General features: G+C 59.5%; 15 protein-coding genes and 2 pseudogenes. 12 read left to right on the top strand and 5 right to left on the bottom strand.

The annotated features are described in order from the left end of the window. The first annotated feature begins 189 nt into the window (after positions 1–189). From NE851_RS02000 to NE851_RS02010, 3 genes and pseudogenes are all read left to right on the top strand, one after another. Positions 190–935: pseudogene (locus NE851_RS02000) on the top strand (sulfite exporter TauE/SafE family protein). A 426-nt stretch (positions 936–1,361) separates the two neighbouring features. Further along, positions 1,362–1,475, top strand: a pseudogene (locus tag NE851_RS02005) (TerC family protein); the annotation flags it as partial. 444 nt (positions 1,476–1,919) lie between these two features. Next, positions 1,920–2,804, top strand: coding sequence for a DUF72 domain-containing protein (locus tag NE851_RS02010; RefSeq protein ID WP_254955938.1), 885 nt, complete (start codon positions 1,920–1,922; stop codon positions 2,802–2,804). Between the two features lie 312 nt (positions 2,805–3,116). Here NE851_RS02010 and NE851_RS02015 read toward each other — a convergent pair whose 3' ends face one another. Then, a complete protein-coding gene (locus NE851_RS02015) occupies positions 3,117–3,416 on the bottom strand; it encodes a hypothetical protein (protein ID WP_097623368.1) in 300 nt (99 codons plus the stop codon). Positions 3,417–3,700: 284 nt separating this feature from the next. On the opposite strand from NE851_RS02015, the gene NE851_RS02020 reads away from it, so the two are divergent. After that, a complete protein-coding gene (locus tag NE851_RS02020; protein WP_097623369.1) occupies positions 3,701–4,285 on the top strand; it encodes an alpha-ketoglutarate-dependent dioxygenase AlkB in 585 nt (194 codons plus the stop codon). A gap of 65 nt (positions 4,286–4,350) precedes the next feature. On the opposite strand, the gene NE851_RS02025 is transcribed toward NE851_RS02020, so the two are convergent. Beyond that, entirely contained in the window at positions 4,351–4,488 is a 138-nt protein-coding gene (locus NE851_RS02025) for a hypothetical protein (RefSeq protein ID WP_164735893.1), read from the bottom strand. 77 nt (positions 4,489–4,565) lie between these two features. Between NE851_RS02025 and NE851_RS02030 the strand changes: the two genes are divergently transcribed. Beyond that, positions 4,566–5,498 (top strand): NAD(P)/FAD-dependent oxidoreductase, encoded by a 933-nt coding sequence (locus NE851_RS02030; protein WP_127430153.1) that lies wholly within the window; start codon positions 4,566–4,568, stop codon positions 5,496–5,498. Positions 5,499–6,477: 979 nt separating this feature from the next. On the opposite strand, the gene NE851_RS02035 is transcribed toward NE851_RS02030, so the two are convergent. Further along, positions 6,478–7,893, bottom strand: a complete 1,416-nt coding sequence (locus NE851_RS02035) for an aldehyde dehydrogenase family protein (protein ID WP_097623371.1) — start codon at positions 7,891–7,893, stop codon at positions 6,478–6,480. A 98-nt stretch (positions 7,894–7,991) separates the two neighbouring features. Between NE851_RS02035 and NE851_RS02040 the strand changes: the two genes are divergently transcribed. Continuing rightward, positions 7,992–8,891: a LysR family transcriptional regulator gene (locus NE851_RS02040; protein ID WP_097623372.1), complete on the top strand. Its 900-nt coding sequence runs from the start codon at positions 7,992–7,994 to the stop codon at positions 8,889–8,891. A gap of 113 nt (positions 8,892–9,004) precedes the next feature. On the opposite strand, the gene NE851_RS02045 is transcribed toward NE851_RS02040, so the two are convergent. Beyond that, the gene (locus NE851_RS02045; protein ID WP_164735874.1) at positions 9,005–9,358 is read right to left on the bottom strand and encodes a hypothetical protein; all 354 of its coding nucleotides are present in this window, start codon (positions 9,356–9,358) and stop codon (positions 9,005–9,007) included. On the opposite strand from NE851_RS02045, the gene NE851_RS02050 reads away from it, so the two are divergent. The 6 genes from NE851_RS02050 (at position 9,267) to NE851_RS02075 (ending at position 15,640) form a co-directional block, all read left to right on the top strand. Further along, positions 9,267–10,256, top strand: a complete 990-nt coding sequence (locus NE851_RS02050; protein WP_049813449.1) for a sugar phosphate isomerase/epimerase family protein — start codon at positions 9,267–9,269, stop codon at positions 10,254–10,256. The two genes, NE851_RS02045 and NE851_RS02050, sit on opposite strands and share 92 nt — an antisense overlap. A 27-nt stretch (positions 10,257–10,283) precedes the next feature. Continuing rightward, the gene (locus tag NE851_RS02055; protein ID WP_028757180.1) at positions 10,284–11,324 is read left to right on the top strand and encodes a sugar ABC transporter substrate-binding protein; all 1,041 of its coding nucleotides are present in this window, start codon (positions 10,284–10,286) and stop codon (positions 11,322–11,324) included. A 62-nt stretch (positions 11,325–11,386) separates the two neighbouring features. Further along, positions 11,387–12,898, top strand: coding sequence for a sugar ABC transporter ATP-binding protein (locus tag NE851_RS02060; protein WP_097623398.1), 1,512 nt, complete (start codon positions 11,387–11,389; stop codon positions 12,896–12,898). Between the two features lie 17 nt (positions 12,899–12,915). Next, the gene (locus NE851_RS02065; RefSeq protein ID WP_097623373.1) at positions 12,916–13,890 is read left to right on the top strand and encodes an ABC transporter permease; all 975 of its coding nucleotides are present in this window, start codon (positions 12,916–12,918) and stop codon (positions 13,888–13,890) included. Continuing rightward, positions 13,887–14,759, top strand: coding sequence for a MurR/RpiR family transcriptional regulator (locus NE851_RS02070; RefSeq protein ID WP_028757177.1), 873 nt, complete (start codon positions 13,887–13,889; stop codon positions 14,757–14,759). The genes NE851_RS02065 and NE851_RS02070 overlap by 4 nt, the downstream gene beginning before the upstream one ends. Next, positions 14,756–15,640: a ribokinase gene (locus NE851_RS02075; protein WP_097623374.1), complete on the top strand. Its 885-nt coding sequence runs from the start codon at positions 14,756–14,758 to the stop codon at positions 15,638–15,640. The genes NE851_RS02070 and NE851_RS02075 overlap by 4 nt, the downstream gene beginning before the upstream one ends. 32 nt (positions 15,641–15,672) lie before the next feature. Here the strand turns inward: NE851_RS02075 and NE851_RS02080 are convergent, their stop codons facing one another. Further along, positions 15,673–16,917: an MFS transporter gene (locus NE851_RS02080; protein ID WP_245445215.1), complete on the bottom strand. Its 1,245-nt coding sequence runs from the start codon at positions 16,915–16,917 to the stop codon at positions 15,673–15,675. Between the last annotated feature and the right edge of the window lie 317 nt (positions 16,918–17,234).

Here is a 17,234-nt window from a genome sequence, read left to right on the forward strand (position 1 = left end):
ATAGGGTCACGCGAGTAGCGAGCAAGATGTCGCCATAGGAGATGCGAAACATGGGCGATTTGACATGATGGCCAGGGTTGCCCCGTCACCGGGAGCGCTGTAAAGCGTCGGTGCCCCTCAACCCGCCCGGGCGCCGGTTTTCGACAAGCGTGTCGCGAACTCAAGCTTAGGTGCTAAGGCGAGCTGAACATGTACGATATTACTCTTCTTTTCCTGGCTGGCTTGTTAGCAGGCAGCATGAATGCGTTGGCGGGCGGCGGGTCGTTCGTCTCCCTGCCTGCGCTGATATCGGTCGGAGTGCCGTCGGTAGCCGCAAATGCGACACCTTAGCCTTGTTTCCCGGCGGTATGGCAAGCTCGTGGGTTTATCGTGACGGCGTTACGAGTGTGTGCGGCGTCAATGTCGTTCCAATTGCTATGGTGACAATGGTCGGTGGAGTGGCCGGAAGCATTTTGTTACTTCTGACCCCATCCAGGATCTTCGATGGAATACTGCCATGGCTTTTGCTGATGGCGACAGTGATGCTGGCAGTCGGTCCGAGGCTCACCGCCAAGCTCCGGACGCAGGCACGCCCGAGTATTCTGGCCTTCGCAGCGGTTCAGTTCTTTCTCGGTCTCTATGGCGGCTATTTTGGCGGCGCAGTGGGCCTTATGATGCTTGCGGCATGGAGCGCGCTCGGGGGCGGGGACATCAAGAGCCTCAATCCGACAAGAATGCTGATGGTAACTGGCGCAAATGCGGTCGCCGTAGTCACCTTCGTACTCGCCGGAGCAATTGTATGGCAGGAGTGCATTTTCATGACGGTCGGGGCCATTATCGGCGGGTGGATCGGAGCGCATATCGGCCGTAGGCTGCCATCGCCGGCCGTCAGGGTTCTAACCGTCGCGGTCGCCGTTTTGACGACAACGGTGTTCTTTTCGCGAGCTTACCTTTGAACGGAGGCGTGCTTTCTAAATTGCGGACTCTCCACCACAACCAGCTGCAGCGTAAGCGCAGAGCGCATCCCTGATCGCCTGAGTCTGACCAGCGCGGCGCCGGGAACGGGCAGCCTTTGTTTTCATCAGCAGCGCACCCGCGCGTCCGGCTACTTCAATGCTACGTCGACTATCGCGCGTGACCGGCGTAGGTCGAGTGCTACCCCTATGCGGGTCATGTTCGGCCTCAAATTGCCTGCGCAAAAGATCATTAGCCATATCAATCAATCCGCCGCTCCGGGCTCCACGCCCTGGCAACCCCTTCCTTAAACAGCGTCTTCCCGATTGCTTTATCGCTCTTTCGGTAGATGTTAACGAGCGGCCGATGTGCTCGTGTCCTGTCGATTGCACGGGGGGACGAAGAATGTCGTCTGGGTTCGGCTCTACGCCGTGGTCATTGGTCTCGCCGCGGCCGGCCTCGAGGCCTCGCAGAGGTGCAAGGCGATCGTAGTCGGCATTCTCGCGGCCACCCTCCTGCGCTTCCTGTTCGCCAGCGCTGCGCGAACGCGGCATGCTAGACACAATGGCAAGTTCCTGTGGTGCAGGACAACGCCGACGGCGCGGCGAACTGGGTAGCCATTTTCTGCAGCCGCGTCCAGCCCATCACGGAAAATCGCTGAACAGACCTGCGTAGGCCGGAACTCACGCCCTTTGTCGGAGTTACGGGGGTGGAAACCGCTGCTAGCCGTCAGAAAAAACGGAAGAGTTCGATGAAGGTACGAGATTACGCCGTTGAAAGTTGCCTGGAAGGATGACGATATCACCGAGACGGCCGAGATGCGGCGGCTGGCAGTCTTCACCAATGAAGGTGAGCTTTAGCCATTATTTTGCTCGGCGATATCGCAATTGAACATCAGGGATATGTCGCTTCTGCTGCGCTTGAAGACATATCGCAGGACGGTTGGCGGTGCAGCCGAGGCCGAAAGACCTTCACACGGATACCAAATGGTAGAGCGCATTGCTGAAGAGATTGAAAGTCGGCGGGCACGGCGCGCCGAGCGCCGCCAAAAGCAGCGCGAGGCCAATATTGCGCGCGCCGCTAAAATGCATATAGCCCGTCTGGCGAGCGATCCGCTGATTGTGATCAGCTCCGATGGCAATGTCGCCAGGCGGGTCCATATTGGCTGTTCCGGGTGGTATTACTGGCACTGGAAGGGCCATTTTTACCCGACCGACGCTCCCTCCAATCAATTGTTTTCGATCTACCAGCACAATTTCAAGACCGTCGAGCTCAATGCCCCATTTTATTCCTGGCCGACGGTGGCAACTGTCAAGACATGGAAACGTCAGGCCGAGCCGAGCTTCGTCTATACGGTCAAGGTGTGCGAGCTCATCACGCATATCAAACGCTTCGAAGATACCCACGCCCTCATTGAAGATTTCGGATACGTCGCAGACGTTCTTGGAATGCAGATGGGATGTTTTCTGTTTCAGCTTCCACCGAGCGTCCGCTACTCCACAGACATGTTGCAAATGATCTTGTCGCAGCTGGATCCCCGTCGCAGGAACGTCGTCGAATTCCGTCACAAGAGCTGGTGGAATGAGGACGTTTATAGTGCGTTTCAAGCTGCAGGCGCGATCTTCTGTTCATGCAGCGGTCCCCGGTTGCCGGATGAGCTTGTTCGGACAGCCGACGACATCTACATCCGGTTCCATGGGATCAAACAATGGTACCGCCATGACTACAGCGATGCCGAATTGACGGTGTGGGCGGAGCGCATCAAGCTGTCTGGCGCTAAGACCGTGTGGGCCTATTTCAACAACGATCGCGATGGCTATTCGATCAAGAACGCCAAGCGGCTTTTAGAGCTGATCGACGCACCGGCCTGATGGCCCGTCTCAAGATCGCTGCTTGTTTTAGCAAGTGATGATTTCATAGCAGTCGCGTAAATACCATCATCGCCTTCATGCTGCCGCCTCAACGAAATCAGGCGGGGACACCGATTTCGCTTTGGTTAGATGGCGGCAACAAGGGAGCGCCAGCGGGCGTTGCCCAGACGAGCGTTCAAGCGATGGCTTGTATGAAACCGAGGAAATGCTGTGAGACGGAAAATAAACCGCCGAGCAGCCGCCAGATCGGTTGGGCTGATCTCAAATCGTCAAATGCGTGCAAGATCATGGGCCTCACCGCGGGACATGGGTTCAAAGACGCTGGACTTGCGTGGCTCGGATCACGATTTCCTCCTGATCGAAACGAGCCTCAAGCTGTTTTCGGTATGCCGCCCACCAAGTTCGGTCGAGACTTTCAGTCATGACTTCGGCAACAACGATGACGTCATGCTCAACCTCTCCATCGTCTTCCCACAAGCCTTCCGCGGGTGAATTCACATATAAGGTAACGCCGCCAAATTTTGCGGCGAGTTCATCACGGACAGTGCCAACGCTCACCAAGCTAGGGCGCTCGCGCGGGACTGGAAGAAGAAGTTCGATCACGTAGGGCATGGCGCGCCAACTCTGAGCGGCCCGGATTGTTCCGGACCGGTCAACCCAATTGCGATGTGCCATCCGTCGATCGCGCGCTTTAAATGAACCGTGGACATCCTTCGGAGGGCGCAGGCGGACCACGCCTCTCCACTACGAGGAACACACTGCGCCGGCCGGCGTTCCTAGAGTCCGGAGCATGCTGGATTCCGCCGTCGGAAGGGATCGTTGTGTGAACCACTGTCAACGACATCGCGACGCCAAAATTCGTAAGGTCACTGCGGAGGCAAATACGAGAACTTTACATGAGCACGATGAAACAGCATGACCTCTTTGGTGCAGTCCAACCGTCCCTGCCGGACGGATTTCGCTATTCGCCGGATGTGGTCCCCGACGATCTGCAGCAGTCCATCCTGGAAAAGATGCTACAACTGCCGTTCAAGGCTTTCGATTTCCACGGATTCGAAGGCAAACGCAGGACGGTCTCCTACGGCTGGAAATACGAGTTTGATACACAGCGTGTCCGAAAGAGCGAAGATATTCCGCTATTTCTTTTGCCGCTTCGCAAAATCGTATCTGCATTTGCTGGCCTCGACCCCGATCGGTTGGAACAGACTTTGGTAACCGAATATAGTCCCGGAGCTCCGATCGGCTGGCACAGGGATAAATTCGTCTTCGGTCGGGTCGTCGGAGTCTCGCTGCTATCTGCATGCACTTTCCGGCTAAGACGGCGGCAGGGCAGCAAGTGGCAGCGTAGCTCGATCACGCTCGAACCGCGATCGGCCTATGTGATGGCGGGCGAAGCCAGAACCGTGTGGGAGCATTCCATCCCGCCAGTCGCAGAGCTGCGCTATTCGATAACATTCCGTGAACTGAGCCCAGTAACCTGAGGGGGCGTCGCTCATTGTCGCCCAACCTGTTGTCAGCCCATTTGTTCCCGGGAACCTTGATCGCTTCAGCCGATAAAAAAGGGCCGGAAATCCATCCGGGTTCGATGTGAAACTAACGTGATGGCGCTGATCAGGGTTGTTCTCGACAGCATCGCGTGGATGTCAACGGCATCGCGAATGGTGTGAGCGGAGAATGGAGCCATCGTCGTTTCCCGAGGTCGGCAATGACGTCCAACATTCGAGTAATCCCGGTCGGGGCCAATAGGATGAGAATGGGATGATGACCACCGCATTTGGAGACGCACTAAAAGACTGCTTGGTCATCGGGGGCGGTCCGGCTGGCCTCACCGCGGCGATTTATCTGGCGCGCTACCATCTTTCGGTGACGGTCTTCCACGATAATTCCAGCCGGGCTTCCATCATCCCTATGTCACACAACCACGCCGGATTCCCGTGCGGCGTCAGCGGCACTGAGCTGCTGGCGAGAATGAATGCCCAGGCTCAGCTCTATGGGGCAGCCATTCGATGCCGCAAGATCACAGCGCTGCATAAAGTCGACAACCTGTTCGTGGCAGAATTCGAGAACGGCAGCATCCGCTCTCGGGCCGTACTCCTGGCAACAGGAGTCGTCAACCGACCGCCTGCGATGCCACAGGCAACTCATGATGAAGCCGTGGCTCGCGGCCTTCTGCGCTACTGCCCCGTCTGTGACGGTTATGAGGTGACAGACAAGCCCGTTGGTGTTCTCGGAACTGGAACCAAGGGGTTCAAGGAGGCCGTTTTCCTTCGAAGTTATACGAAGGATCTCACTCTGATATCGCCCGAGGGCGTACATGATCTGTCCGAAGCCGAGACGTCGTCCTTGGCCCACCTCGGAATAAGAATGGAGGTCGGCCCCATAGCCTCGAGCGATCTGGACAATGATATGATGCGCATCACGACGCCCACGGAAACCTATTCCTTCGCTTCCTTATATGCGGCTCTCGGATCCGACATATGTTCGGAACTGGCATCACAAGTTGGCGCCAGGCTATCGGAAGAAGGGTGCGTTACCGTCGATAGTCACCAGAGGACCACAGTGCGAGGATTTTACGCGGCAGGAGACGTCGTCGCCGGTCTTGACCAGATCAGCAACGCCATGGGGCAGGCCGGGGTTGCTGCTACGGCCATCCGCAACGACCTTGGTGAGCAAGCACCCCTGGTGCGTTGTTAACCTTCGGAAACATGACTCCGGCGCATTGACAGCAGGTAAAAAGTGACGTTGCGAGGAAGTTTGCGCTACCGCCAATCGCGTGGCGGATCGGCTGCGCCGGTTCGGGAAAGGGCAGCTCAGAGTCCGACCATCCAATGGCGCTTCCCCGGCGGCGAACCTGGGCTCGCTCGCGGGTTGGGCATCAGCATGGCGGCGGTAAAGGCGCTGATCCAAGTGTGGTAAAGACTCGTTCGCCAGTTTGGACCATGCCTATATCCCAGCACCGGTTGCACGTCGCAGGGGCCGGTGGCCATGGGTGAAGCGCACTGATCTTCTTTCGCTTTGGAGCACGCGTCCCCTTGGTACGCGATCGATTCCTTAGATTTTTAGAAAATCGGGGAACAGAACAGTGATCTGGATGTTGGAGGGCCGCAACGTAACCGACGAAGGAAATGAAAAATGAATATCAAGCTCATCGTCGCGTCTCTGCTAGCGGCTGGAATGGCCACGGGCGCTTTTGCTCAGTCCGGCATGGGAGCTGGGACCATGATGGAACCCAATGCCGTCGGTACCGATGGGGGTGCCAATGTCCAGACAATGCAGCCAATGACCTCCGATCCAACCCCCACCGGCAGCACGACCAACGGATCAATGGGGGCGACCACGCCGGGCGGTTGCAGCGGCGGAAGTGATCCTGCTAGCTCAACCGCTTCGGGCTCCGTCCAGACTCAGGGTGGCTTGAGCGACGCGACCCCACAAGGTCAGGCTTGCGCTCAGTAAGCAGATAGATTTTCCAAAGAGCGAAGAGGCGGCCGGCGTAGGGTGGAGCCTGTGGCAGCACCCTACGCCACCTCAGCGATTACTCGTAGCGTCCGGACCGAATGATGACGTTCGCCGCGCTGGAGGGCAAACAGCGCCTGGGAGAGCTGGCCGACCATGCCGGAATCCGGCGCTAACTGACTATCATCCCGCGCAGCACCGTCGTTGTGGCTCACTTTCGTCATGACAGTACGGCCCGGGGTTCGAGAAAAGCCTCGAGCCCGAAAACACCGAATTCTCGCCCGAAGCCCGACTGTTTAAAGCCGCCGAAGGGTGCCAGCGGATCATGCGGCGCGTCGTTGATGAACACGCGCCCTGCTTCGATCTGGTTTGCGATGCGTTTCGCCCGCTCGATATCGGAGGAAAAAACGTGCGCCTGCAGGCCGTACTCGGTGTCGTTCGCAATGGAGATGGCGTCTGCTTCGTCGTGGTAAGAGATCAGCGAGAGGACCGGCCCAAAGATCTCCTCGCGAGCGATGCGCATATCGTTGCGAACGCCGGTAAAGATCGTTGGCTGTACGAACCAGCCGCGGTGCAGCCCTTCCGGACGTCCTTCGCCGCCTGCCAGCAGTCTGGCGCCTTCCTCCTGTCCCAAACGGATATAGCTTTGTACGCGATCCCACTGCTTCTGGCTCACCATCGGGCCTACCTGGACCTGTTCGTCGGCGGGATTTCCAGCCCTGAAGCGCCTGACCGCGTGGCTGAGACGCTCCTCGATTTCGCCAAACCTGCTTTGAGGAGCGAGGATGCGGGTGCCGGCAATGCAGGCCTGCCCGCTGTTGCGGAATCCCGCCGCCAGCACCTGCGGGATGGCGATATCAAGATCGGCATCATCCAGAATGATGCTGGGGCTCTTGCCGCCGAGTTCCATCGTGACCCTTTTCATGGTGGGCGCTGCGGCCTGAACGATGCTGCGGCCAGTGGCCGTGGAACCAGTGAAGGTTATCTTCGACACGTCGGGGTGGGTCGTTAGCGCCGCGCCGACGACGTTTCCATACCCGGTAACGATATTGAAGATGCCATTGGAAAGACCGGCAGCATGCAGGCATTCAGTGATCACCTGCGTCTGGAGGGCGCTCATTTCGGATGGCTTGATCACCATGGTTGCGCCCGCTGCAATTGCGGCGGAGAGCTTGCCGCAGATAAAACTGTAATTGCTGTTCCAGGGCGTGATCGCCACCGCAACCCCCGAGGGCCGCATCTCCACGTCGGCGCTCCCGGCGCGGCGTCGGAATTCATAATCCTTGAGCGTTCTCGCCATGTCCAGAAAGACGGTACCTGCTCGTGGAGCGGAAAAGTCGATGAAACACGATGGCGCGCCGTATTCTTCGCGCATGGCGCAAGTGAGATCGTCGGTACGGGCTGACACGGCGGCATACAGCCGGTTCAGCATGTCGATCCGCTCTTCCTTGGTTGTATGTGAGAAGGCCGGGAAGGCGCGTTTGGCGGCGGCAACCGCGCGGTTTGCATCGACTGCGTCTGCAAGCCGCACAGTTCCGATCTGCTCCTCGGTTGCCGGATTGAAAAGCGGCGCCCATTGGTCGCCAGTGGGCTTGACGAACGCGCCGTCGATATAGATCCGATCGATGATATGCATGTTTCTTTTCCTTTGATGACTTCCCGGTAAAAGTGCCATGCGATAAGTGTTGCGAGTAGTAGGACAAAATCGGATGAGTTGATGAGCTGGATCGTGCAATGAGGGCAAGCCTGATCGAGCTTGAAGCGTTTGCCGGCGTCGCGCGTCATCGTGGATTCCGGGCTGCCGCGCGCGAGCTGGGGATGTCGTCATCGGCTTTAAGCCATGCGATCGCCGCGCTTGAGGAGCGCCTCGCCGTCAGGCTCTTTAACCGCACTACGCGGAGTGTCGCCTTGTCCGCGGCCGGAGAGCAATTCCTGTCTGAAATCGAACCGGCCCTGCAGACGCTCGAGAAAGCGATCGAGAATGTCGGCGAACACTCGGACCGGCCCACCGGGAGACTCCGGCTGAACATGGCGCCGGGTGCGGCGCGCATTCTGCTGCAGCCGATTATTCTTGAATATAGCTGCCGATATCCGGACGTCGATATCGAGGTCGTGACCGAGAATGCACTTGTCGACGTCATTGGCAAAGGTTTCGATGCGGGCATTCGTCTCACCGAGGCGATCTCACCGGACATGGTCGCCGTTCCGATCATTCCGGAAATGCGGTCTTTCGTCGTCGGATCCCCGCGCTATTTCGATGGTCGTCCAAAACCAATCGTCCCGGGCGATCTGGCCGGGCACGTCTGTATCCAAATGCGCATGACGAGCGGGAGACTCTATCGCTGGGAGTTTGAGAAACACGGCGAAACACGAGTGATTGATGTCACTGGTCACCTTACATTCGATGGGTCTGACCTTATCTTGGAGGCAGCTCTTGCCGGCTTCGGGCTCGCCTATCTGGGTGAACACGCGCTTGCGCCACATATTGCTTCAGGTAATCTCATACCCGTTTTGGAAGACTGGTCTCCCCATTATCCGGGGCTCAGCCTCTATTTCTCCCAACGCCGACACATGCCAGCCAAACTGCGTGTCCTCATCGAGCTAATCCGCCAGCGCGCGACTAGCGACAACTGATAACGACGGTGTCTGGCCTGTCGTGAATCGGCTCGTCACCGCCGACAAGGTCGACAGCGAGATCGATGTCATGCGTAAGCAGCTCGAAATGCTGGTTCTGATAGTCGATCACTTCAACTGCGCCGGGCGACCGTACATGCGGCAGGCTTTTCGTCGCGGCCGTGGCTCAGACGAGCAGCCTGCCTGATCATCGGATTGAATCCGCTGGCGATTTTGTTTGCCTTGCACCGTTGCGCCAGTCCGCTTGGTTGCCGATGAGGCGTCGGTACCAGCAATGGCCTGCACCAATTTTTTGCACCCATGGCATTTTTGAACTTTACAAATAATAAATAATCTGTGAAGTAGTGCACAACTTCACAGATTTGGAATGATCCTTTGAACCCGACACGCTTTGCCACCCGGCTAAATTCGTTCGCCTCCGCTTCCCATATCGCATGGCCCGGCCAGTCGTCGAAGCCCTCCGTCATGCAGATGGCCGAGCGCGCCGCCCAGGTGAAGGGCCTTACCGACCTCGATCTCAATTATCCGGATCACATGAACGAAGATCCGGCAGAACTGGCTCGAAAACTTGGCGATATCGGCCTTTCGATCAACGGCTTCGCTATGCGCTACTACAGCAACCCCGCCTTCAAACTTGGTGCTTTCACCCATCCCGACGAAACGGTCCGCCGTGAAGCGATCGACCTGACGAAGAAGGGCATCGATGCAGCGCGCGAAGCCGGTTCCAATCTGATGACCATCTGGCTTGGGCAAGATGGCTTCGATTATGCCTTTCAGGCGAACTACGCGAAGATGTGGCAACACGAAGTCGATGGAATCCGTGAAGTTTGCGCCCATGATCCGGATTGCCTGATCTCGATTGAGTACAAGCCGAACGAGCCGCGGTCCTACAGCCTGATGCCGGATGCGGCCACGACTTTGCTCGCTATCAAGGAGGTCGGCGCTGCCAATCTTGGCGTCACGCTCGACTTCGCCCATGTCCTCTATGCCGACGAGCAGCCCGCCTTTGCGGCAGCACTGATTGCCCGTCACAGCCGCGTGCTCGGCGTCCATCTCAACGACGGCTACGCCAAGCGCGATGACGGTCTGATGGTCGGCGCGGTGCACACGCTGCAAACGATCGAGCTACTCCGCCAGATACGCCGGGATGGTTACCACGGCGCGATCTATTTCGACACGTTCCCCGATATGACCGGCCTCGATCCGGTTCACGAATGCGAGGTCAACATCCAGACCGTCCAACGGATGTTGAAGGTCGTCGACCGCCTCGAGCAGGACAATCGCCTCGCGAGCGCGATTGACCGACAGGACGCCGTATCCACGCAGGCCATCGTTCAGGAGCTGATGTTCGGCGCGGAGCACTGAACCACCCCAACTTTCCGGGAGGAAAACATGAAGACAATTCTTGCTGCGGCTCTCGCCGCAACCCTTTGCGCTGGCATCGCGTCAGCGCAGGAACTGAAGCCGCTCAATTCGGATTCAGAAGCGGACCGCATGGACTGGTCCGATCTCGACGCTAAACTCGGTGCGCTGCCGAAGCTGCCCGAAGGCCTCAAGGTCGGCGGCGTCTCCAAGACGCTCACCAATGAATATTGGCGCTCGCTCGGCGAAGGCTATCAGAAGTTCGCCGACAAGGTCGGCGTGACCGTCGCCTATCAGGCGGCGCAAAGCGAGGGCGACCAGCTCGGCCAGTTGACGATCGCCGAGGGCATGGTCACTCAGGGCTATAAGGTGTTGCTGGTCTCGCCGCAGACCGATGCCAACCTGCAGCCGGTCATCGAACAGGCGAAAGCCGCCAACGTACCGGTCGTCAACGTCAACGATGCGGTGATCCCGCAGGCCGAGCACTATGTCGGCAACGTCCAGCGTGACAACGGCGTTCGGGTCGCCAAGTGGTTCATGGAAAACCGCGCCAATGGCGGCAAGGTCGCGATCATCGAGGGCCAGGCCGGTGTCTATGCTGCCGTGCAGCGCACCGATGGCTTTAAGAGCACGATCGAACAGGGCGGCAAGTTCACGGTGATCGCCAGCGTTCCGGGCAACTGGGATCGCCAGATGTCCTATGACGCCGCAACCAACATTCTCCAGCAGCATCCTGATCTCGTCGGCTTCTACTGCAACAATGACGGCATGGCGCTTGGTGTTGTCGAGGCGGTGAAGGCCGCCGGCCTGCAGGACAAGGTCGTCGTCTTCGGTACCGACGGCATTTCCGATGCCTACAAGTCGATCGAAGCCGGCGAACTCACGGGCACCGTAGACAGCTTCCCGGTCCTGACGGGCGAGGTGGCGATGGAAGTCGCGTTGCGGCTCGTCTCCGGTCAGAAGCTGCCGCGCGTGGTCGCAACCCCGCAGGCCCTGATCACCAAGGACAACATCAAGGACTACCAGGGCGGCGACGTTCGCTCGGTGCTGATGAAGGCCGCAGGAAAGTAAACGCCTCCCAAGGCAGGATGGCCGGCCCAGCCGGCCGTCCGCACCTCAAAGGTTGGACTGTCATGGCACCTCCCAGACTGGCTTTCGAAGGCATCTCCAAGGTTTTCCCGGGCGTCAAGGCATTGTCCGACGTTTCGTTCAGCGTCGCCCCGGGTGAAATCCACGCGCTGCTCGGCGAGAATGGCGCAGGCAAGTCCACCCTGCTGCGCATTCTGTCCGGTGTCTTCCGTGCAACGGAAGGCGAAGTCAAAGTCGACGGCACGGTGCACCACTTCCGCAAGCCCGACAGCGCTCGCCAGGCAGGGATCGCCATGATCCACCAGGAACTTCAGCAAGTGCCGCATCTCAGCGTTGCCCAGAACATGTTCCTCGGCCATTCCCTGACCCGTTTCGGCGGCATGATCGTCAATCGCCGTGAGCAGGAACGGCGCGCGGCCGAGGCGCTTGCGATGATCGATCCGTCCATCGATCCGGCGGTTCCCATCTCGACGTTGAAGGTCGCCCAGCGGCAGGTCGTCGAGATCGCCAGAGCGCTTCTCGACAAGGCGAAGATCATCGCCATGGATGAACCCACGTCGAGCCTGACGCCGAGCGAATTCGAGAGGCTCGCCGAGATTATCGAGCGGTTGGCAGCGAGCGGCGTCTCGATCATTTACGTATCCCACAAGATGGACGAGGTCTTCCGGGTCTGCCAGCGCGCTACGGTGATGCGCGACGGCAAGGTCGTGGGCGTCGGCATCGATCTGAAAACGACCTCACCCGACGACGTCATCGCGATGATGGTTGGCCGCGAGCTGCTGACTGAAGAGCATCATTCCCACACCACAGATACCGTGAGTGTCGAGGTCCGCAATCTTTCGACGCACCGTATCCGCGACGTCTCGTTCGACCTTCACAAGGGTGAAGTCCTCGGCGTCGCAGGGCTCGTCGGCTCGGGCCGCACCGAACTCCTGCGCGCACTTTCCGGCGCGGACAAGCTTATCTCCGGCACGGTCAACGTCGATGGAAAGGCGTTGACGCTGTCCAATCCGCGTGCGGCGATCGCTGCCGGCATCGGGCTGCTACCCGAGGAGCGCAAACGCGAAGGCATCATTCCAGGCCGGTCCGTCAGCATGAACATGGCGCTGCCCTCGATGAACCGCTTCTCGAAAGCCGGGATCATCAACCATCGGAAACTCAAGCGGACGGCGGAAGACCTGCTCAAGCGCGTCAACCTGCGACCCTTCCAGCTCGACCGGCAGATCAGACTGTTTTCCGGCGGTAACCAGCAGAAGGCGATCATCGCACGCTGGCTGGCGGCCGGATCGCGCATCCTGCTGTTCGACGAGCCGACGCGCGGCATCGATGTCGGCGCGAAATCCGAAATCTATCAGCTGATCGAAGACCTCGCTCGCGAGGGACATTCGATTATCGTCGTCTCCTCCGAGCTTCCCGAGGTGATGCGGGTGTCCGACCGCGTCCTCGTCATGCGCGACGGCGCTGTTGTGGCTGAACTCGGCCGCGAAGACCTCTCCGAAGAAACCATCGTTTCCCACGCCGTTGGGAAGGCCGACAACCGCCGTGGTGCGGCATGACCTACAGGAACATATCCATGTCTGACACGACCCAGAATGCCGGGGCGCCCACTTCCAAACAGTTCGGATCGTTCTCGGTACGCGATGCGGGCACCCTCATTGGATTGATCGCCATCGTCGTCATCTTCGGATTGTTGGCACCCGACTTTCTTTCGCAAAGAAACCTGCTCAACATCCTTCAGCAGTCGAGTATCAACGCCTGCCTGGCACTCGGCATGACGCTCGTCATCATCTCCGGTGGCATCGACCTCTCGGTCGGCCCGACGGCCGCGATCTCTGCCGTGATTACGGCCACGATGCTTGTCGCCGGCGTTCCCGTTCCGCTCGCCATCCTGGCCGGCCTTGCGATCGGTGCTATCTGCGGTCTCGTCAACGGCGTACTCGTGGCCCATGCGGGCCTTCAGCCCTTCATCGTCACGCTCGGCACGCTCAGCACCTATCGCGCCATTGCGCTGATCTACACGGGCGGCAACCCGGTTCTCGGTGTGCCCGCGGGCTTCCGGTCGCTGTTCAACGGCTCCCTGCTCGGCCTTCCCATTCCGGTCATCATGGTCGCCGTCGTCGCCCTGCTCGCCTGGGTGCTGCTCAAGAAGACACCGCTTGGCGAATACCTGCTCGCTGTCGGCGGCAATGAAGAAGCGGCCTATGTCGCCGGCGTACCGATCGCCATCGCCAAGATCACCGCCTATGTGATTTCGGGGGTCCTCGCTGCCCTGGCCTCGATGATCCTGGTCGGCCGCTTGGGTGCCGCCGAACCGATCCTCGGCAATCTCTGGGAACTCGACGCGATCGCGGCCGCCGCAATTGGTGGGGCCTCTCTGATGGGCGGCAAGGGCAGCGTCATCGGCACGATCCTCGGTGCGATCATCCTCGGCGCAATGCGCAATGGATTGACGCTGATGAATGTCCAGGCCTTCTACCAACTTCTGGCCACTGGTCTTATTATCCTGGTCGCCATGATGATCGATCGCGTCACAAGGGGTAGAGGATGAATTCTGCAAATGATCCCAAGGCGGTAGGCCCGCGCATCCGCATGATGATGCCGCAGCTCACCCCTTTGGAGGCGCGTGTCGTGGAGACGGTGTTCGGATTGAGGGATTTTTCCGAGGACACCGCTCTCAAGGATCTGGCGGCGGAAGCGGGAGTGTCCGAGGCCATGGTGGTCAAGATCACCAAGAAGCTCGGCTTCAGCGGCTATCGTGATTTCCGCACTGCAGTGTCGAATTACAACAGGCTTCCTACCGCTGAAATGCATCAGGAATTGTCAGCCGATGACAGTTCGAGGGAGATCATTCAGAAGGTCTTCCGGACGTCGATAAATGCGCTGGAGGAGACTCTCGCGATCCTGGATGTCGACGGTTTCGACCGCGCCGCCGATATACTCGCCAAGGCGGGGCAACGTGATTTCTACGGGGTTGGTGGTTCGGCACAGATTGCCAGGGACGTGGCGCACAAGTTCCTGAGAATCGGCGTGCGGGCCAATGTCCAGGACGATTCGCACATGATGCTGATGTCGGCGTCGCTGCTCGGAGCCGACGACATCGCGATCGGTTTCTCCCATTCCGGGAACACGACCGCTGTCATCGACGCCATCCAGCTCGCGCGGAAGTCGGGGGCGCGAACGATCGCCGTCACGAATTACGGTGGATCGCCGCTTGCGCAGATCGCCGACATCGTTCTGTGTTCCACCGCGCAAGGATCGCCTCTGATGGGCGAGAACGCCGCAGCCCGGATTGCCCAGCTCAACATCCTCGACGCGCTCTTCATGGCCGTCGCGCAGCGAAACTATCAGACGGCGGAGAAAAATCTCGAGAAGACGATGTCCGCCGTCGCATCCAAACGCAAGGACAGGCTTCCATGAGTTCCGCATCACCCTCCGTCGTCGTCTTCGGCAGCCTGCACTATGACATCATGGTGCACGGCCCGGCACGTCCTCGGAAGGGTGAAACCGTGACGGGGGATCACTGGCACCCGAAATGCGGCGGCAAGGGTGGCAATCAGGCAGTCTCGGCAGCGAAGACAGGGATACCGACGTCGATGATTGGTGCGGTCGCGGACGACGATTTCGGCCATGCCCTCACCGACAACCTGGCCCGCAGCAAGGTCGATCATCGCTTCGTCAAGAAAGTGACCGGGGTCGGTAGCGGCATGAGCGTCGCAATCTTCGACAGTGAAGGCGACTACGGCGCGGTCATCGTTTCCGGTAGCAATCTGATGTTGGGACAAGTGGATGTGGATGCAGCTTCGAAGGCGTTCGTCGACGGAGCGCTGCTGGTCCTGCAGAATGAGGTGCCTGATCACGCCAACGTCTCGGCGGCCAAGGCCATGAAGGTCGCGGGCGGAACAGTGATTCTCAACGCCGCGCCCGCGCGACCTCTCTCCGCTGATTTGCAGCAACTGGTCGATGTCCTGGTGGTCAACGCTATCGAGGCCGAGCAGTTGGCCGAGCTTCCAGTTGTCGACACACTCGAGGGTGCCGCGAATGCCGCGAAACTGCTCGCGGCGAAATTCCCCGTCGTGGTCGTGACGGCGGGCGGCGATGGTGTCGCCTGCGCGACCCGGGAAGGTGATGCGTTCTCGATCGAGGCGATCAAGGTGGAACTGGTGAGCACCCATGGTGCCGGCGACGAATTCACCGGCGTTCTCGCCTCAGAACTCGCGCGTGGAAGTGGAATTCGTGCCGCAATCGAGGCCGCGAACCATGCGGCGGCGGTTCTGGTGAGCACGCCACGGGCAAACTGAAATCGTCTCGGCGAACATTGGCTTCGCGTCGGTCATTTCGGGGACATGCCGGATGCCGATTGGCATCGATCCACTTGTTCCGCGGGCTGATCTGCGCGCTTTCGCTCGATCCGCACGACAACGCTACCGCCATCGGCAGTCCGGCGCGCGCCAAGCGCCTTGACCGAAAAGAGCGCGTAGATGATCAGCGGAAGGCAGGCGAGATAGGATGTCCTGATGCCTGCATGTTCGGCAATTAAACCGAGCAGAGGCGGCGCCAGGAAGAAGACGACGAAGGTCATCTGGCCGAGAGCGGCGACGTTGAGATATGCCGCGCGATCGGTACGCTGGGCGGCCGCCGAGACGGCGAGGGGGTAGACCGCGCTGCAGCCGGCGCCCATCAAGGCGAAGCCCGCCAGTGCGACATAGGAATGCGGTGCGCCCCCGACGGCGCAGATGCCAATCGCCGAAAGAACAAGCAGCATCGTGGCGACGGCGCGCGCACCAAACCGATCGACCAGCGGATCAACGAACAGGCGCGCCAGCGCCATGCAAAAGGTAAAGAGTGTCAATCCCAGTCCGCCGATGAAGGGCTCGACTGAAAACACGTCGCGCATATAGATCGCCGACCAGTCGATCCCGGCACCTTCGACGAGGAAGGCGGCGATGCCGATGACACAGAGCGGCATTAGTCCCCAGGTAGGAAGCGCTACCGGCGGCGCCTTGCCCTCGTCCTCCGTAATCCGCGCTGGCGCATTGCGCATGCCGGCGATCGCCCAGATGCCGATGACGAGGACCGCGACAAAGGTCACGGCGAGATGTAGCTGCATCGAAATACCGGCTTGGCGGACGACCGAAGAGACAAGCGCCGTGACGAAGAAGCCGAGGCTCCAGAAGCCATGGGCTCTGTTCATCACGCCGCGTCCCAGCTGCGCTTCGATGCGGTCGATCTCGACATTGAGATTGATCTCCAGCGCCCCGGCGAGCAGCCCTTCGACGAAAAGCAAACAGAACACGGCCGGCGCAGCGCCGATCCATGGCACCAGCGACAGCAGCGCAGATGTGCCGAGAACTGTAATGAACGCCGTCGTCCGCGCGCCGAGCCGGGCGATCAAGGGCGAAGACAAAGTCAACGAAATCAAGGCGCCGATCGCAGCCCCTATCAACGTCAACCCGAGCTCGGACTTATCGACGCCAAGCGCATCCTGCAAATCCGGCATCCTCGACAGCAGCGCCCCCAGCGACACGGCGAAGAGAAAGAAGCAGACATAGATCCGCTGTTGCGGCGCAATTTTCATGATGCAACTCCGGGGATTGACGCTTCGAAGCAGACGAGCGCTTTTAGATCTGTGATGAATACCTCACATGGCCGGAGATCAGAACTTGTTTCTGAGCGGATGCGACGGAGCACGCGGTTTGCCAGACATTCTTCGTGATCACTCGCCCGGTCGACTGCTCGATCCGGCGAAGGATATAGAAACTCGCAACTGACCGCGGCAGGCGTGCGCCCTGGATCCAGGAGAGGAGGCTGTCGAATGTCTCATCGGAGGACGGCGCGGTCGAGCTGCCAATAGCTGTCGCCGAACCGGCGCATATGATAGAGCATCGCCTGTCG

Origin of the sequence: Rhizobium anhuiense bv. trifolii (assembly GCF_024346605.1) — a bacterium.
In the GTDB taxonomy this organism is placed as follows: Bacteria; Pseudomonadota; Alphaproteobacteria; order Rhizobiales; family Rhizobiaceae; genus Rhizobium; species Rhizobium anhuiense.

What these genes read in the sequence shown, in the direction of transcription:
- NE851_RS02010 (WP_254955938.1), top strand. Translation starts at nt 1,920, where the DNA reads ATGGTAGAGCGCATTGCTGAAGAGATTGAAAGTCGGCGGGCACGGCGC.
- NE851_RS02015 (WP_097623368.1), bottom strand. Translation starts at nt 3,416, where the DNA reads ATGCCCTACGTGATCGAACTTCTTCTTCCAGTCCCGCGCGAGCGCCCT.
- NE851_RS02020 (WP_097623369.1), top strand. Translation starts at nt 3,701, where the DNA reads ATGAGCACGATGAAACAGCATGACCTCTTTGGTGCAGTCCAACCGTCC.
- NE851_RS02025 (WP_164735893.1), bottom strand. Translation starts at nt 4,488, where the DNA reads ATGGCTCCATTCTCCGCTCACACCATTCGCGATGCCGTTGACATCCAC.
- NE851_RS02030 (WP_127430153.1), top strand. Translation starts at nt 4,566, where the DNA reads ATGACCACCGCATTTGGAGACGCACTAAAAGACTGCTTGGTCATCGGG.
- NE851_RS02035 (WP_097623371.1), bottom strand. Translation starts at nt 7,893, where the DNA reads ATGCATATCATCGATCGGATCTATATCGACGGCGCGTTCGTCAAGCCC.
- NE851_RS02040 (WP_097623372.1), top strand. Translation starts at nt 7,992, where the DNA reads ATGAGGGCAAGCCTGATCGAGCTTGAAGCGTTTGCCGGCGTCGCGCGT.
- NE851_RS02045 (WP_164735874.1), bottom strand. Translation starts at nt 9,358, where the DNA reads ATGACGGAGGGCTTCGACGACTGGCCGGGCCATGCGATATGGGAAGCG.
- NE851_RS02055 (WP_028757180.1), top strand. Translation starts at nt 10,284, where the DNA reads ATGAAGACAATTCTTGCTGCGGCTCTCGCCGCAACCCTTTGCGCTGGC.
- NE851_RS02060 (WP_097623398.1), top strand. Translation starts at nt 11,387, where the DNA reads ATGGCACCTCCCAGACTGGCTTTCGAAGGCATCTCCAAGGTTTTCCCG.
- NE851_RS02065 (WP_097623373.1), top strand. Translation starts at nt 12,916, where the DNA reads ATGTCTGACACGACCCAGAATGCCGGGGCGCCCACTTCCAAACAGTTC.
- NE851_RS02070 (WP_028757177.1), top strand. Translation starts at nt 13,887, where the DNA reads ATGAATTCTGCAAATGATCCCAAGGCGGTAGGCCCGCGCATCCGCATG.
- NE851_RS02075 (WP_097623374.1), top strand. Translation starts at nt 14,756, where the DNA reads ATGAGTTCCGCATCACCCTCCGTCGTCGTCTTCGGCAGCCTGCACTAT.
- NE851_RS02080 (WP_245445215.1), bottom strand. Translation starts at nt 16,917, where the DNA reads ATGAAAATTGCGCCGCAACAGCGGATCTATGTCTGCTTCTTTCTCTTC.